The organism is Pseudoalteromonas sp. HF66 (genome assembly GCF_011806445.1).
Lineage (GTDB): Bacteria > Pseudomonadota > Gammaproteobacteria > Enterobacterales > Alteromonadaceae > Pseudoalteromonas > Pseudoalteromonas apostichopi.
Map to the genome: position 1 here is coordinate 173,780 of NZ_JAATOU010000003.1, position 16,620 is coordinate 190,399.

The 16,620-nt window shown below is 38.0% G+C and carries 14 protein-coding genes and 1 pseudogene; 7 read left to right on the forward strand and 8 right to left on the reverse strand.

Annotation, left to right across the window (positions count from 1 at the left end):
- Window positions 1–4: 4 nt before the first annotated feature.
- Window positions 5–160, reverse strand: a pseudogene (locus HCZ11_RS19590) (S24 family peptidase); the annotation flags it as partial.
- A gap of 277 nt (window positions 161–437) precedes the next feature.
- Here HCZ11_RS19590 and HCZ11_RS05105 point away from each other — a divergent pair.
- The 3 genes from HCZ11_RS05105 (at window position 438) to HCZ11_RS05115 (ending at window position 1,651) form a co-directional block, all read left to right on the forward strand.
- Window positions 438–620 (forward strand): hypothetical protein, encoded by a 183-nt coding sequence (locus HCZ11_RS05105; protein ID WP_167657824.1) that lies wholly within the window; start codon window positions 438–440, stop codon window positions 618–620.
- Window positions 621–693: 73 nt separating this feature from the next.
- A complete protein-coding gene (locus HCZ11_RS05110; protein ID WP_167657825.1) occupies window positions 694–1,278 on the forward strand; it encodes a hypothetical protein in 585 nt (194 codons plus the stop codon).
- Window positions 1,271–1,651 carry a hypothetical protein gene (locus HCZ11_RS05115; protein WP_130051313.1) on the forward strand — a complete coding sequence of 127 codons (381 nt, stop codon included), beginning with the start codon at window positions 1,271–1,273 and terminating at the stop codon, window positions 1,649–1,651. Before HCZ11_RS05110 ends, HCZ11_RS05115 begins: the two co-directional genes overlap by 8 nt.
- 13 nt (window positions 1,652–1,664) lie before the next feature.
- On the opposite strand, the gene HCZ11_RS05120 is transcribed toward HCZ11_RS05115, so the two are convergent.
- On the reverse strand, window positions 1,665–2,084 hold the full coding sequence (locus HCZ11_RS05120) for a hypothetical protein (protein ID WP_167657826.1): 420 nt from the start codon (window positions 2,082–2,084) through the stop codon (window positions 1,665–1,667).
- Window positions 2,085–2,167: 83 nt separating this feature from the next.
- Window positions 2,168–3,109: a sodium-dependent bicarbonate transport family permease gene (locus tag HCZ11_RS05125; protein ID WP_167657827.1), complete on the reverse strand. Its 942-nt coding sequence runs from the start codon at window positions 3,107–3,109 to the stop codon at window positions 2,168–2,170.
- A 109-nt stretch (window positions 3,110–3,218) separates the two neighbouring features.
- On the opposite strand from HCZ11_RS05125, the gene HCZ11_RS05130 reads away from it, so the two are divergent.
- The gene (locus tag HCZ11_RS05130; RefSeq protein ID WP_167657828.1) at window positions 3,219–4,193 is read left to right on the forward strand and encodes a LysR family transcriptional regulator; all 975 of its coding nucleotides are present in this window, start codon (window positions 3,219–3,221) and stop codon (window positions 4,191–4,193) included.
- On the opposite strand, the gene HCZ11_RS05135 is transcribed toward HCZ11_RS05130, so the two are convergent.
- From HCZ11_RS05135 to HCZ11_RS05145, 3 genes are all read right to left on the reverse strand, one after another.
- Entirely contained in the window at window positions 4,190–5,332 is a 1,143-nt protein-coding gene (locus tag HCZ11_RS05135) for a GGDEF domain-containing protein (protein ID WP_167657829.1), read from the reverse strand. The genes HCZ11_RS05130 and HCZ11_RS05135 overlap by 4 nt on opposite strands.
- 81 nt (window positions 5,333–5,413) lie before the next feature.
- Entirely contained in the window at window positions 5,414–6,307 is an 894-nt protein-coding gene (locus HCZ11_RS05140) for a TIGR01777 family oxidoreductase (protein ID WP_167657830.1), read from the reverse strand.
- Between the two features lie 88 nt (window positions 6,308–6,395).
- Window positions 6,396–7,694 (reverse strand): diguanylate cyclase, encoded by a 1,299-nt coding sequence (locus HCZ11_RS05145; RefSeq protein ID WP_167657831.1) that lies wholly within the window; start codon window positions 7,692–7,694, stop codon window positions 6,396–6,398.
- A gap of 213 nt (window positions 7,695–7,907) precedes the next feature.
- Between HCZ11_RS05145 and HCZ11_RS05150 the strand changes: the two genes are divergently transcribed.
- The 3 genes from HCZ11_RS05150 to HCZ11_RS05160 all read left to right on the forward strand — a co-directional run bounded on the left by HCZ11_RS05150 (window position 7,908) and on the right by HCZ11_RS05160 (window position 13,601).
- Window positions 7,908–9,926 carry an ATP-binding protein gene (locus HCZ11_RS05150; protein WP_167657832.1) on the forward strand — a complete coding sequence of 673 codons (2,019 nt, stop codon included), beginning with the start codon at window positions 7,908–7,910 and terminating at the stop codon, window positions 9,924–9,926.
- A gap of 114 nt (window positions 9,927–10,040) precedes the next feature.
- Window positions 10,041–11,309, forward strand: coding sequence for a PotD/PotF family extracellular solute-binding protein (locus HCZ11_RS05155; protein ID WP_167657833.1), 1,269 nt, complete (start codon window positions 10,041–10,043; stop codon window positions 11,307–11,309).
- A 9-nt stretch (window positions 11,310–11,318) separates the two neighbouring features.
- Complete coding sequence (locus HCZ11_RS05160; protein ID WP_167657834.1) at window positions 11,319–13,601, forward strand: ATP-binding protein; 2,283 nt, start codon at window positions 11,319–11,321, stop codon at window positions 13,599–13,601.
- Window positions 13,602–13,720: 119 nt separating this feature from the next.
- On the opposite strand, the gene HCZ11_RS05165 is transcribed toward HCZ11_RS05160, so the two are convergent.
- Window positions 13,721–15,943 carry an NADP-dependent isocitrate dehydrogenase gene (locus HCZ11_RS05165; RefSeq protein WP_167657835.1) on the reverse strand — a complete coding sequence of 741 codons (2,223 nt, stop codon included), beginning with the start codon at window positions 15,941–15,943 and terminating at the stop codon, window positions 13,721–13,723.
- A 439-nt stretch (window positions 15,944–16,382) separates the two neighbouring features.
- Window positions 16,383–16,598: a cold shock domain-containing protein CspD gene (gene cspD / locus HCZ11_RS05170; RefSeq protein WP_036968098.1), complete on the reverse strand. Its 216-nt coding sequence runs from the start codon at window positions 16,596–16,598 to the stop codon at window positions 16,383–16,385.
- Between the last annotated feature and the right edge of the window lie 22 nt (window positions 16,599–16,620).

The following is a 16,620-nucleotide window of genomic DNA, read 5'->3' on the forward strand; positions in this document are numbered from 1 at the left end:
TAAGTTACAGAGACTTACCTGTAAAAATCACTTTTCCTACCAATGTACAATTACCATTGATGGGGATGAGTTGTTCTGGCCAGTTGGGGTTGGCGGCTTTGAGGAACTTTTGGTTGCCTTCGATGAACAGTTGTTTGAAAGTGGCTTGGTTGCTGTTGTTCTGGATATGCCATGCATTAAACCTCGCTAAGCGTCGGGCCGCTTTGACTTTTTTTTTGAATTAACAGAATTATGGCATAGAGGCTTGTTAGATTATAGGGCTAAAGGTGTCGAGGCTGTTCAGTGTATGTTTTAAATACATGGTTAGTATAAAAAATGGCCTAAAAGCCTAATTTTATGCTTATATAGAGCCTAGTCGTTAGTTTTTACCTTATTTGTATTTTAGTGGCTCGGTATTTGCTAACGAAAACTATCTTTAACAATGAAGGAACAAAAAAATGACTTTATCAGCTTTATTACTATCTACTTTAGCATTCGACGCAGCACCAGCTTCAACTGACTCAGTTGAGCAAATTAAAAATTCAGGTGGAATCATAATTCTTAACCCTAAGAAAAAAGAAGAAAATTTGAACAACTCAGGTGGAATCATCATTCTAAATCCTAAAAAGAAAGAAAACTAATATATAAAACCAGCCTAGAGCTGGTTTTTTTTCATCTAACATTCTAATATGAAAGAAAAAAGAGTTTTCGCCTGTGGAGTTTCTGCAAGAGCTTTATAATAAGTGGCTCGTTATTAAGCCATATACGGATACATTTTCTTTCCAAGCAGTAATCGCAACTAGTTACTTGATAGCTTTAGTTAATTCATTACGAAAAGCTCTAAAGGAAAAAGAATTTTTTAGTAACTTCATCACTATTGCAAATGTTTGCGCTAACTATTTGTTCACAGCTTTAATGATGGAATATGCTTTAGAGTATGTGAAAAATCATAATTCAGCAGCAAGCGCACAAAATGTCTATTTGGGATTTGTAATTGCAAATTTAGTCATGCTTTTTATGATGTATAAACTTCATACAATTTTTAGTTATAAATTTAATGATTTATTTTTCAAGATTTCAAAGCTTTTCTTTATTCTTACACTGTCTCACTTTATTATTTGGGTGAAATTTGTTGTTCTGGATTTGCAGCAAGAATTTGCCCAGATACATTATGTTTACAGCTTTATTGTGTTGTATATCAGCCTTGTACTATCATTTATAATGCTTTTTCCTGATGTATTACGGACCAAGTTTGGGTGTATAGTAACATTTAGTTTACCGAGGGATCGTAATGCTTGAACTAATTTATATAGCCATTGCTGTTTTAGCCATCTTGCTGATTGCAAGTACATGGTTGATTGCGCGCAAGAATATCTTTGAAGATCAAATCAGGTCAAAGTCTGTTGAGGTGGTTTGGTGCACGTTGCAAGCCGAGCACGAAACAGATATTAGCAAAGCAATTAAACTATTTAATAAAGCTGAAGAATTAAAAAATGAGGTTGCGGCTTTAATTGAAAATTCACCAACAGCAGCTCATTTTAAATTGGTAGAGCCAATGGGTTTTGATAGTGAAAGCCTAAAGGAGTTATCGCTTGGAGAGTTACAGCGATACTATGATGAGAAAAACAATATTTCCGACATTTACGACAAAATGTATAAAGGTAAGAATTAATTAAAAAGCCAGGTTATTTAACCTGGCTTTGTATTTTTAGCTCTTTTTCTATTTGTTCAAGCTGAATTTCTGCAAGTTGACTAAGTGCTTCTTGAGTTTGATTATCACCCTTAATTAACCCCGCTATAGATAGCTTTTTTATGCTCTTGATAATACCGCTACTAACTGCTTCTAATAGTGGTCCATCGAGCGCGAGCGTTTTATGTTCGTAACCATTAAGTAATGAATCAAAGCTAACTTGCGTAGCTTTAGCCACTTTATCAATCAATTGATAAGGCACTGAAGCAAGTTCGATACTTTGCACACAAAAACCAGGCGTTAACGATAAATGTTGCTCTAACTCAGCATTGTTTTGCACCTCATAAAGCTTACATAAGCGCATAAAAATATCACTTACATGCTGTTGCTCGGCGCTGAGCGTTTGATTGAACATAGCATGTCCTTGCACTGCTTTTTTATTTATATTAAACGACTTTTAAAAAAATCTCATGCATAAAGTGATTGTGAGTTAAATTTTTAACTCATGAATAATGCTATTTGATGATACAAACCAATTCCAAGTAATACATTGAAAGGAAAGGTGATCCCTAAGGAACATAACATGGCTAAACCTATGTCTGCATCTGGAATAGCTGCTTTAATAGCCGCAGGAGCTGCAATATAAGAAGCGCTTGCAACAAGGCTTGCCAATATCACTACAGAGCCTAATTCCAGTTGTAGAGCTGTACCAACACAGACGCCAATGGCTCCTAATAGGTTAGGTGTTATAAGTGCGAATAATGCTAAACGCCAGTGATGCCATGGAATAGGGCGCAGTGTTTGCGCAGCCATTAAACCCATTTCCAGTAGGAATAATGCCAGAACAACTTTAAAACTGTTTGTTAAAAGGCTTGTTACTTGGCTACCTTGCTGTGTACCGTACATCATGCCGATAATTACACCACCAACAAGGAGTATCACGCTTTTGTTCGTCAGTGTTTCATGCCAAAGCGCTTTGAGCGAGAGGTTTTGCCCAGAGCCATTCCCAAGGCGACGGTATAGTAATAAGCCAACGATGATCGCTGGTAATTCAAGCATTACTAAATAAAGAGTGACTTCCGCACCAACATTTAACGAGTTAGATTCGGCATAAGCTAAAGCGACCGCAAATGTACCTGCACTTACTGAACCATAATGTGCTGCGATACTTGCACTATTAGCAACAGATAAATTAAGCAGTTTGTTTAAAACAGGGTAAAGCATTAGTGGGATCAAACCACCAAGTAGTAAAACGGCACCCATTTCAGGTAAAAGTTGCCAATGCAAATTGCCATGCAGCACCATACCACCTTTTAAACCAATGGTGAGCATTAACAATAGGCTAAGGGTTTCATAGGTCGCTTGCGGAATCTTTAGGTCAGAGCGAAGTAATCCAGCTGTGAGTCCTAAAACAAAAAACATTACAACAATATCAGGCACTTTGTTCTCCTCTTGGTTAAAAGCGACGCTATTCTAATTAAAAATTCACATAGTAAATAATTAAATAAATGATAATATCCTATAGGTAATTATCTATAGGTGTTTATTAATGGACTTGAGACATATTTCTTTTCGTTTACTTGAAGTGTTTATGTGCGTAGTAAAAACACGCTCAATTAGTGAGACAGCAAGGCAATTACATTTAACTCAACCGACTGTATCGCAACAAATTAAGCGCCTACAAGAAACCGTTAATGAACCTTTAGTGATGGTTAACCAGCAGCGTCTTCATGTTACTGAAGCTGGCTTCGCGTTATTTCAAACTTGTCAGCAGGTGTTTGGCCATTTTGATGATTATCAAGATTACTTAGCTGAGCTCAGAGGTGGTGAGCGCGGTCGCTGTAAAATTGCAATTGTGAATACTGCACAATATATTTTGCCGAAATTATTAGGTCCTTATAGTAACTTACACCCTCATGTTGAGCTGCCGCTTGAAATTGGTAATCGTGCTGAGGTGCTTGCTCGATTTGAAAGAGGCGAAGATGATATCTATGTATTTAGTCATCCCCCCTCATTAGAGCACGCCAAGGCTGGCCGGTTTTTACAAAATCCATTGGTATTTATTGCGCCAACTAATCACCCGCTTGTAAGTAAAAACTACGTTACATTGCACGATTTAATATCAGAACGATTTTTACTTCGAGAGCAGGGCTCTGCCACGCGAATGCTGTTTGAAAGCGAGCTACAAAGTCGGGGGGTTGTATTAAGTAATACAGTGCAAATGGCAAGTAATGAAGCTATTCGTGTTGCTGTCGGCTCTGGCATGGGTCTGGGAGTCGTGTCTCGTCATGTCTTACCACCACACGATAGCAGCTTTTGTATGCTAAATGTGCAAGATGTGAACTTAGCGAGTCATTGGTATTTTGTGGTGCGAACCGATCGCCATTTGTCGCATGCTGCGCGAAATTTTTTAAAATTTGCCGAGTTAAATTTAGAGCAATGCTTAGACAAAGAGTGGGTAAATAATGAGCTGAGTCAGCTAAATGCGAGCATTAATGTTCAGCTAGAAAAAAGGCACCATTAAAATGCCATTGTCACAACTTGGTTTCGGCCATTTAATTTAGCTTTGTATAAACCTTTATCGGCCTTTGCAAGTAGTTCATTTACATTATTAGTACCCGACTTGTGGGTGATTATACCAATGCTAATAGACAGATTAATTTCTTGGTTGTTATGGTGAAAGCTATCGTTGTGGATGGCTAAGCGAATTCTTTCAGATAGAATTTCACCCTTAACTTGACTGGTATTGGGTAGTATTACTGCAAACTCTTCACCACCTATTCTTGCAACTAAGTCGTGTTCACGAAGCTGGCTTTTAATCTTGTTCGCAACCCATTTGAGTGCTTCATCACCTGTTTCGTGACCATGTAGGTCATTTACTCTTTTAAAGAAGTCGATATCAATCATCAAAGCACAGAGTTCTGTAAGGCTGCTATTTGCTTTTTCTAAATAATTGTTACTAATAGTTATAAATGACCGGCGGTTTAATAAATCAGTTAATGGATCGCGATTAGCAAGGTCACTCAATGTTTGCTCAGATTCTAGAAACATTATTAGTGGCCAAATCATGGCTGTTAGGGTAGTGATAATGATATGACTTATCAGAATAACAGCTATTATTTGGTTTAAGTCTATGTTTAATAAACCTAGATAATCAGAAAGTAGCAGCAAAAACTGTATAGCCATGATTAAAGAATGAATTACAAAGCATACCTTGAGTAATGCTAAATGCATAATGCGCTTCACATGTAGCTCTTTAAGCGCGTAAGCAGCATAACCAAAGCATACGGCAATGATGGCCGTTGTGAGCAACTGACTTATTGGCAGATTATAAAGAGGAAGTAATATGGCAGAAGATGAAACTAGCACGAATGCACATGCACTTTGGTATTTTTTGTCAGACTGGCAATAAGCATGAATTCCTAATATTGCTGATAATGGTGCTGCAATAATTAGTAAATCGGCCAGATAGTGCGTAATTAAAGGAAAGTCAATAATAGCTCGTAGAGAGGCTGTAATTTGTGCGCATACAAAAATTAGACACGAGCTTCCCCAGTATAAATAGCTTGATTGTTGCCTTAGAAAGTATAAAGACAGTAAGAAAGCCCCAATAATCACATTCAATAAAATTGAAATGCTGATTATGGTGGGTAATTGCATCATGATTTTCCCTGAATAATCACTCGACTAATATCAGGTTAATTATTATGTATTAGTTACTCCTAATCAACCTAGACATAGTAATTATATTTTTAGACTTTCTAATGCTGGCTTTAATGTCGGGTAGTGGAATCGATAATTATGGCTTAGTAGCTTATTAGGGAGCACAAATTGACCGTAAAGGAGTAGGTCAGACATTTCACCCATCATCATTTTTAACACCCAACTAGGCATACGCAACATAGCCGGACGCGAAATGACATTAGCTAATGTCTGGCTAAATTCATTATTATCAACAGGGTTAGGTGCAGTCGCGTTTATTGGCCCATGGATATTTTGATGTGAGAGAACAAAAAGGATTAGTTGGATCATGTCATCAATATGAATCCATGACATTCCTTGCCTTCCATGGCCTAATGGCCCACCTAAGCCAAACTTAAAGGCAGGAAGCATTTTACCAAGTGCGCCACCTTGCTTAGCTAACACGATACCAGTACGAAGTAAGCACACCCGGGTTTTATCAGAATGTGCTTTCGTAGCTGCATGCTCCCAGTCTCGACAAAGAACGTGACTAAATTCAGGGTAAATATCATTGAAGCTCTCATCAATCGGCTGATTATCTTGTCGTCCATAAAAACCAATAGCACTGCCTGAGATAAATGTATGGGGTGGAGATTCACATCGGCTAATTGCTTTAGAGATCTGTAAAGTAAGATTAATTCGACTATTAAGTAAAGTTTGCTTTTGAGACTCGCTCCAACGTTTATTAACGATAGGTTCACCAGCTAAGTTGATGATGGCATCAATTTCTTCAAAATTAACTTCATCTAGTGACTTCACAGTATGCACTTGATGAGTCAGGATTACGGCTGCTTGAATTGGGTTGCGAGTAAGTACAGTGACTTTATGATGGTTTAATAAGAAAGGGCACAAATGTCTACCAATAAGGCCTGTTCCACCGGTTAAAAAAATATGCATTGTGCTACCTTAATGAAAGTGCTGTGTATTTTTTATACATTCTGATGGGTGTTTTTGCAAATTTATACGGATAAAGCAGTAATTTAGATTACTCTTTTTTTTCACCTTCTTGATAAATGTGATAACTCTTTTTAGGGCGTCTTTTAGATTTGTACATCGCCAGGTCAGCGAGTTCGAGTAGTTGCTTATACTCTGTACTGTGATCTGGGGCTAAGGCTACTCCAATACTAATTGAAATATTTATTGTGTGTTGTTCCAGCATAAAAGGATGATTGAAGCACTCCAATAGATGATCAATCATTGCATCAATAAATCTGCTTTTGGCTATATTATGCGTAACAATAACAAATTCATCTCCTCCATAGCGATATACATCATCATCGGCTCTAACAGATGAAGTAATGCGTTTTGCGGTTTCTATTAGTATTTGATCCCCGATTAAATGACCATATTCATCATTAAGTTGTTTAAACTTATCTATATCAATGAATATAACCGCAAGCTTATTTTTTTCGGAGCAAAGGTGGATAGCATGCTTTAATGCTGGTTTTAATTCTGTACGGTTTAAAACTCCTGTTAGGTGATCGTGACTTGCCTGAAAGTTTAATTTTCTCGTTCGTTCATAAACAATGTCACTCATGCGTACAAAGCGTTTTATCAAGTAGCCTATTTCATCGTGGATATCAATTGTTAAAGCTTTCGGCTTTTCGCCTTTTTCAACCTGTTTGGTAATGTGTATTAATAGTTTGAGGGGTTTTAAAAGCTTAGAATTTATATAAAAGGCGCAAAACAATAATAAGATAATGGCTAGTGGAATTTGCATAGTGACGAAACGCGTAATAAAAATTTTGGATTCTTGGTATTCAGCATCTTGTTGTTCTAGTTTTGCTCGTGCCGTATCTTGAAATAGTTCAATCTGCGTGCGGATTTGATCCATAAACTGCTTACCTTTATTAGTTAACACAACGACTTTTGCTCTCTCAAGCGCAGAGGGTGTGCCCTGCAAAACAAGTTCAACGGTTAATGCCAACTCAGCTAGCTTTTTACTTATTAGTTCATCAATTAATGCAAGTGTATTCTTTTGCTCTGGGTTGTTTATGGTTAGCTTATTGATGTTTAGAAAATGTTCTTTTACTTGATCAAGAGCAGAGTAATAGGGCGTTAAATAACTGATGTCTTGTGTTAATAAATAGCCTCGTTGACCTGTTTCAGCGTTTATGAGTTGCTTGTAAAGCTTTTCTGACTCATCAAGTACATCATGAGTGCGGATCACTGTTTCAAGCTTAGCCTGACCCTCTTTATCTAATAAATAGATGATAAAGGTATTAGCTACTATCACTAATAAAACAGTTGACAGTAAAAGGGTGAATTTGGCTCTAAGTGACATTGAAATGGTAAGTGCCTACAATTACTAACTTTAATAATAAAGTATTGACTAAGCATAGAGTTTTGCCAGTTTATCAATAAAAATAGTCATTTTAATGATATTTTATAACGTATTTGGCAAGTTTAGGCTGTTTACCTCTTTTTAAGTGAACACTCAATAAATTATTGATATGCTGTTTTGACAATATGTAGTTTTAAGTAACAAGGAGTGACTGTGAACTTTCTGCGCCAATTTCACGATATAGTATCCAACCAAGAAATTGATTTTTCAAACAAAGTAACCAAGCTGTTAAAGTTTGGTTTAGACGTTTTTAATCTTGAGTTTGCTATTGTGAGTCGGGTAGATGGTCAGGTTTATACGGTCATTCATGCTCTTACTCCTGATAATGCGATTGCTGTTGGTACGCAATTTGATGTCTCGGGAACTTATTGTGCTCATACCCTTGAAGCCAATAAGGCGCTCTCATTTCATCACGCTTCAAAAAGCCCTATTGCAGAGCACCCTTGTTATGTCAATTTTCAACTCGAATCATACATTGGCGCCCCTATTTTTGTTGGCAAAAAAGTATTTGGTACCGTTAATTTCTCAGCACCTAATGTATCAAAACCGTTCAATGAAGAATCACATGATTATGTTGAGCTATTTGCTCAGTGGCTAGGCAATGAACTGGCACGTAATGCATCGTCTGAACGGTTATTAAAAAAGAACTATATGTTAGCGCAAGTTGAAGAAGTTGCTCGTATTGGTTCTTGGGAGTTCGACCTGCTAGAAAATAAGCTGTACTGGAGTAAACAAACTAAAGCCATCCATGAGGTTCCTGCTGATTATGCACCTAACCTCGAAACTGCTATTAAGTTTTATAAAGAAGGCGAAAGTCGTAATGCAATACAACAAGTTGTTAAAGAAGCGGTTGAGCTAGGAAAGGATTGGAATCTTGAAATTGAATTGGTTACGGCTAAAGGTAATATTGTTTGGGTGTCAACCTATGGTGAAGCAGAATTTGAGAACAACCAGTGCGTTCGATTAATCGGGACATTTCAGGATATTACTAAAGAAGTATTGCTGCGCGAAGAGCTCAAAAAGCAAAAAGCTGATGCACTGCGAACACTTGAAGAGCGCAGCATCTTGCTGGCCAAAATTAGTCATGAATTGCGCACGCCGCTCAATGGTATTGTAGGCATGCTTACGACACTTCTATATGAAAAGTCAGAGCAAAAACGTGAAGAAAAACTCAAAGTTGCACTGCGAAGTGCTGATATTTTGTTAAACATCATTAACGAAGTACTCGACTTTTCTAAGATAAATCATGGTGAACTCAAATTAGAGCCTAGTCACTTTTTATTAAAAACAATTTTTGTTGATTTAGCGTCGTTATATTTACCTTTATATCAAGAAAAGAATCTTAATTTTGAGGTCGATATTGATATTAGAGATGAATGTTGGACTTATTGCGATAATACTCGTATCACTCAAATTTTGTCTAACTTACTTAGCAATGCATTAAAGTTTACTGAGCAAGGTACTATTAAACTAAACGTATCGGCTAAACCGCAAAATGGCGATGTGATCTTAAATATGCGAGTCAGCGATACAGGCATTGGTATGACTGAAACCTTTATGAAATCACTGTTTTCGCCTTTTACCCAAGAGCAAGATAAAGATCGTAATAAAGGCGGAACAGGCCTAGGTCTTGCTATTGTAAAAGAGCTCATTGACTACATGGGTGGCACGATAAAGGTCAGCAGCGAATATCTAAAAGGTAGTTGCTTTGATATTCAATTACCTCTAAAGCTTGGGCAGCCACAATCACATGATACGCTACATGCCAGTGATATCGACTTTTCAACCTTGCCTTTATCGATATTAGTTGTTGATGACAACCAAATTAATCGCTTCGTGTTGAAAGCTCATTTAGAGAAGTTGGGCTTGACTGCTGATTATGCTTGCGATGGAATTGATGCGGTAAATAAGTGCAAACAAAATAACTACAACTTGATTTTTATGGATTGTGTTATGCCTGAAATGGACGGTATTGAAGCAACACGGGTTTTGAGAAATGAAAAAATATGCCCGACAGATAAAACTTTTATCATTGCTTTGACTGCAAATACCTCTGCGGATGATAAAGCTGCCTGTAAAGAAGCAGGAATGGATTTATTTGTTTCTAAGCCAGTTAAAAACACGGCCATTGAACAAGCAATTGCGAGTGCAAAAGAACATTTTTTAATCTAGCTAACTGTGGTTGGCTTATGATTCAACCGCATTGAGTATTTTCTTATACTTACTTTAGGTAATTTCCAAATTTAACCTATACTTTTAACGGGTTTAACATATTGGGAATGCTAAATGGACCACTCTGATAACCGCCGAGATTTTCTTAAAACGTTAGGGGTTGGTGCTGTTGCATCAACACTTGCTTTCAAAGTCCCCTATGTATTCGCTAAAAGCACTCCTACTATTAGAGTGATGGGCACCCATGTTACGTTACAAGAAGAACTTAGGCAAAAAGCCATGCTTGAGCTGGGTATTAATATTGAGTTTACGCCAATGGGCAGTGCAGCTGTGTTGCAAAAAGCGGCTGCAGATCCAAGTAGTTTTGATTTATACGAGCAATGGTCAGATTCAATTAACATTTTATGGCAAGCTGGCGCTATTCAACCTATAGAAACTGAGCGGTTAAGGTATTGGCATGAAATTAACCCTCTTTCTAAAACAGGAAAAATTGCTCCTGACGCTAAATTAGGTGCTGGTGATTCACCTAATAAACTGCTTTATGTACAAGCAGATGGCACGCTTTCAACTACACCAACTAATGCAATTAGTTTCATGCCTTATGTGCATAACGTTGATTCCTTTGGTTACAACACACAGTTCATAGAAAAGGGTACCCCATACGATACAGAGTCATGGTCTTGGTTACTCGACGAAAAGAATAAAGGCAAAGTAGCGCTAGTAAATGCACCAACTATTGGTATTTTTGATGCGGCATTGGCTGCCCAAGCGCAAGGCCTGATGACGTTTAAAGATATGGGAAATATGAGCATTAGTGAGATTGATCAGTTGTTCGCTATCTTGCAACATAAGAAACGAGAAGGTCACTTTGCTGGGTTTTGGACTTCGGTGCCGCAATCTGTCGACTTCATGAAAATGAAACGAGTCACTATTCAAAGCATGTTTTCGCCAGGTGTTAGTGCATGTAAAGGCCAAGGTATTCCAGTTGTTTATGCTTCCCCCAAAGAAGGCTATCGTGCATGGCATGGGGTAATGTGTTTATCTGCCAATACCCAAGGGTATGTTAAAGATGCTGCCTATGAGTACATGAATTGGTGGCTGTCGGGCTATCCGGGAGCGTTTATCGCAAGGCAAGGGTATTACATTTCTAACCCTGAGCGCAGCAAGCCACTGATGTCAAAGCCTGAATGGCAATATTGGTACGAAGGACAAGAAGCATCCACTGATTTACGAGGAACAGACGGAAAAATTTCGGTTCAAGCTGGTCAGGTACGTGATGGAGGTAGCTACATTAAGCGCTTTTCGAACATAGCAGTATGGAATACGGTTATGCCTAATTATGATTACAGTTTAGATAAATGGTATGAATTACTAAATTCATAAGGAAATACTTTGCTGACATTTATTTCTCGGTCATTAGCGGCCAAGGTGTTATTAGCGTTGACGCTAGTTTTACTTGCAATGGGAGCGAGTTACATTGTTCTGAGTAAACGGCTACAAAGCATTGAAGCTTCTATTAACGATATAAGCCGTATTAGTAACTATGCAGTTGGGATTTTGCGCATCAACAAGGATATTGTTGAAATGCAGCGAGATATCTCGGTTTATGGGGTTTCAGGAAGCAAAACAGTATTCAGTAAAATAATAGAAAACTTTAAAAGTATAAAAGTACGCTTAGAGAGTGTCGATTTAAAAAGTGACGAACTTGAAAACCAAGTTTACCTAGACTCGATGACACAGCTTATAACCAGGTATGGCGATAATTTGAGTGTGCTTGCTAAACGTTATGAGATAAAAAAAGAGCTTACTGACGACAAACTTCCTAATATTTATTTCCAAGCCATTAATTATCTAAACACCCTTAAATTAAACACTGCTTCAAGCGAAGAAAAGTTAGCTATCTCAGAGCAGCTGAACGTTTGGCATGAGTTACATCGAGATGCCTCATTGTTTCTTGCGAAAAAAGATTACTCAAAAAGAGCGGCGGTTAATAAAGCGCTTACTATCTTATCAAATAATAGACTATCAAATACTAAATACATTAAAAGTAGTGAACTGGCTACAGCGTATCAAGAAGTATTTTCCAAGGGAGTACAAGCTAATAGAAATTACTTGAGTTTAGTAAATGTTGTTATGGCTGGAGATGCAATTGAATTCAGTACGCTCGCAGATAAGTTGCGCGAGCAATCATTGACTCGATTACAAAAAATAAAAAGAGAAGCGCAAGATATAGTAATAAAGGCAGATCAAACACTTCGTTTTCTTTCTATAGGTATACTGATTTATATCATCGGGCTAGCTGCATTTTTCCACCTACAAATAACTCACTCAATAAAGCGTTTAACGATTAGCTTTCAACACTTTTTAGGAGGTGACTTATCTGCTCCTATTTATGATTTAAATCGTAAAGACGAAATTGGTGTGCTTGCAACTGCCGCTGATAGATTCCGTATATTGAGCCAAGACCTTACAGAGGCAAAAACAACAGCAGAGCATACAACGAAAGTAAAATCAGAATTCCTTGCGAACATGAGTCATGAAATTCGCACTCCTATGAATGGTATTCTCGGGATGGCACGTCAATTGAGGCGCACGACGTTAACACCTGAGCAAGTGAAGATGCTAAATATCATTCAATCCTCAGGGTCTGGTTTATTAGTGATCATCAATGATATTTTAGATATTAGTAAGATTGAAGCTTCTAAGATTGAGCTAGAATCGATACCAGTGCATTTAAACTCTATGCTAGATGAGCTTATGCACTTATTTAAAGAGCAAGCTCAAAATAAACATATCAACTTCAATATCTCTATTGCCGAAGCACAGCAAGATTGTATTTTCTTTGCCGATGAAACCCGTTTAAAACAAGTGCTAATAAATCTATTAGGGAATGCGATTAAATTTACCGAAAAAGGAAGTGTTTCGCTTGATATAAGAATTAATCGAGGTCAGAGCGACAATCTAAAGATCAAATTCTCTGTGGTTGATACGGGAATTGGCATCGCGAAAGAAAATCTCAGCAAGCTTTTTGAAGCGTTTTCGCAAGCTGATACGTCAATTACACGGCGTTTCGGTGGCACAGGGCTTGGATTGGCTATATCAAGTAAATTACTAAATTTGATGGATGCTCCTTTGCATGTAGAAAGTGATTTAGGGCAGGGCTCTCACTTTTATTTTGAGTTAAAAACAACACAGGTTTTTGAGCAGTCTGAGTTTGAAGCCGCAAATATACAAGAAACCGAAGAGGAACAGGCAGACTTTTCATCACTTAATGTACTTGTAGTCGAAGACAATGATATTAACCAGGTCGTTATCGAAGCCATGTTGAATGAGTTCGGGATAAGAACTATAAAAATAGCAGGGGATGGTGAGCAGGCCGTAGCGCTATGTAAGGAAAATAGTCAGCAAAACAACTTTGATATTATTTTTATGGATATGCAGATGCCTGTACTTGATGGCCCTCAAGCTACCGTATTGATTAGAAAAATCCCCGCTTATGAAGATACGCCCATTATTGCATTAACAGCCAATGTGCTTGAGGCGGATAAGCAGCGATGTTTTGCAGCGGGAATGAGTGATTTTATTGCTAAACCAATAGACTACCAATGTGTGAAAACAGTTTTATTCAAGTGGTGTTTTAATGAGAATGACCGCTCTGAAAAGCAATCAAATTAGTGAAAACCTAACAGGTTCGTTAGTCACGAGAGCAAAAAAAAGAGTTATCTCTTTCGCGAATAAGCGCTTTGAGATAACTCTCTTGTAGCTAGTTAACTAGATAAATAAGATTTAAATAATTAAACAAGCTTAGCTAGAATGTCATTGAATGTTGAACTTGGACGCATTGCTTTAAATGCTAGCTCATCATTAGGTTGGTAATAACCACCTACACTCATAGCTGGACCTTGTGCATCGTTTAATTCATTAACGATTTGGTCTTTTTGAGACTCAAGATCAGCAGCAATTTGTGTGAACTGTGCTTTTAATTCCGCATCATCATTTTGTGCAGCAAGTTCTTGTGCCCAGAATAATGAAAGGAAGAAGTGCGAACCACGGTTATCAATCTCTTTCACTTTACGTGAAGGTGATTTGTTTTCAGCTAAGAACGTGCCTGTTGCTTTATCAAGTGTGTCAGCAAGCACTTGTGCTTTCTTGTTATCTGTATTAACCGCTAAATGCTCTAAAGAAGCAGCAAGGGCTAAGAACTCACCTAAAGAATCCCAACGTAAGTGATTTTCTTTTTCGAATTGTTGAACGTGCTTAGGCGCTGAACCACCTGCACCAGTTTCGAATAAACCGCCACCATTCATAAGTGGTACGATTGAAAGCATTTTAGCACTTGTACCAAGTTCAAGAATTGGGAATAAGTCAGTTAGGTAGTCTCGTAAAACGTTACCAGTTACTGAAATAGTATCTTTACCTTCTTTGATACGATCTAAAGAGAATTTAGTCGCTTCAACCGGCGCTAAGATATGGATCTCAAGACCATCAGTATCATGTTGAGGTAGATACGTGTTTACTTTTTTGATTAACTCAGCATCGTGTGCACGATTTTCGTCTAACCAGAAAACTGCCGGTGTGTTAGTTGCGCGAGCGCGGTTAACAGCAAGCTTAACCCAATCTTGGATTGGTGCGTCTTTTACCTGACACATACGCCAGATATCGCCTTGCTCAACAGCATGCTCTAGTAACGTTGTTCCAGCAGTATCAACAACACGGATAGTACCTGCAGCAGCTACTTCAAACGTTTTGTCATGTGAACCGTATTCTTCAGCTTTTTGTGCCATAAGACCAACGTTAGGTACGCTACCCATTGTTGTTGGATCGAATGCACCGTTTTCCTTACAGAAATCGATAGTTGCTTGGTAAACACCAGCGTAACAACGATCTGGAATTACAAAGCTTGTGTCTTGTAATTTACCTTCGCTATTCCACATTTGACCGCTAGAGCGAATTGCAGCAGGCATTGATGCATCGATGATCACATCACTTGGCACGTGAAGGTTAGTAATACCACGATCAGAATCAACCATAGCGATAGCTGGGTTGTTTTCATAAACCGCTTGGATATCTGCTTCAATTTCAGCTTTTTTAGCTGCATCTAGGCTTTCGATTTTTGAGAATACATCGCCGAAGCCGTTGTTTACGTCAACATCTAGCTCTTTGAAAAGATCAGCGTGTTTTGTGAATACGTCTTTGAAGAAAACTTTTACAGCGTGACCGAAGATGATTGGGTCAGACACTTTCATCATAGTTGCTTTCATGTGTAATGAGAACAACACGCCTTTGTCTTTTGCTGTTTGAATTTCTTTAGCAAGGAAAGCTTGAAGCTTAGCTGCGCTCATGCATGAAGCATCAATTACTTCACCCGCTAGTAATGGTGTACTTGCTTTAAGCACTGTGATGTCACCATTTTGTGCAACATGCTCGATACGTACGTCAGTAGCTTCTGCAACAGTGATTGATTTCTCAGAACCGAAGAAGTCACCTTCTTCCATGCTTGCAACGTAAGATTGAGAATCTTTGCTCCATGCACCCATTGAATGTGGGTTGTTACGAGCATACTCTTTAACTGAACTAGGTGCACGACGGTCAGAGTTACCTTCACGAAGTACAGGGTTTACAGCAGAGCCTTTGATTTTGTCGTAAGTTGCTTTAACTTTCTTTTCTTCATCAGTTTTTGGCTCTGATGGGTAGTCTGGTAACGCGTAACCTTTTTCTTGTAACTCTTTGATTACTGCACGTAGCTGAGGGATAGAAGCACTGATATTAGGTAGTTTGATAATGTTAGCTTCAGGTGTTTTTGCCATTTCACCTAATTCAGCAAGTGCATCATCAATACGTTGATCTTCAGTTAAGTACTCAGGGAAGTTTGCAATTACACGACCCGCTAATGAAATATCGCGAGTTTCAACTTCAACACCAGCAGCGTTAGTGTACGCTTGGATGATTGGTAACAATGAATACGTCGCAAGAGCTGGCGCTTCATCTGTTTTAGTATAGATAATTTTTGATGTCATCATCATTCCTAGATAGTTGGCGTAATGTTTGGTAATGACTGCTAACAGTAACCCTTAATTAGCCATATTCAACAATGCAATAGATAGCTTTGAAATACCAAGCTTAAAATTAAGTGCCTTGATAAAACAACAGCAAGCAGTCTGTTAGCTGTTGCAACTCAATACAAAGTATTAAAATAACCACAGCTGACAGACTGTAAAATTCTTATAGCTTAAATAAGCAAATTATGAAATTAGCCAAAAGCCTTACGTCAAAATGACGAAAAAGCTAAATTTAAGCAACAAGAGTGTAACAAGCTTGGCTCTAAAGGGCTAATAACAATTAAACAATTGGGGTTAAGAAATGTAATTTCAAGAGAAGTGTAAGGATATATTTAGAGCAGAAGAGTAAGCGAGGAACTTAACAAGGTCTCTCGCTTGATACTCGAATAGGTTTTACCTAGGAGATTTCATCGTTAGGCGCAATATTCGTTGCGTGTAACCCTTTTGGACCTTGTTGCAATTCGAATGTTACATCTTGACCAGCTTTAAGTGTTTTATAACCGTCCATTACAATCGTTGAGTAATGAGCGAATATATCAGTCTCGCTGCCGTCTTCTACGATGAAGCCAAAACCTTTGGCATTATTGAACCATTTGACTTTTCCACAAGCCATACTTCTACATCCTTCTATAAGT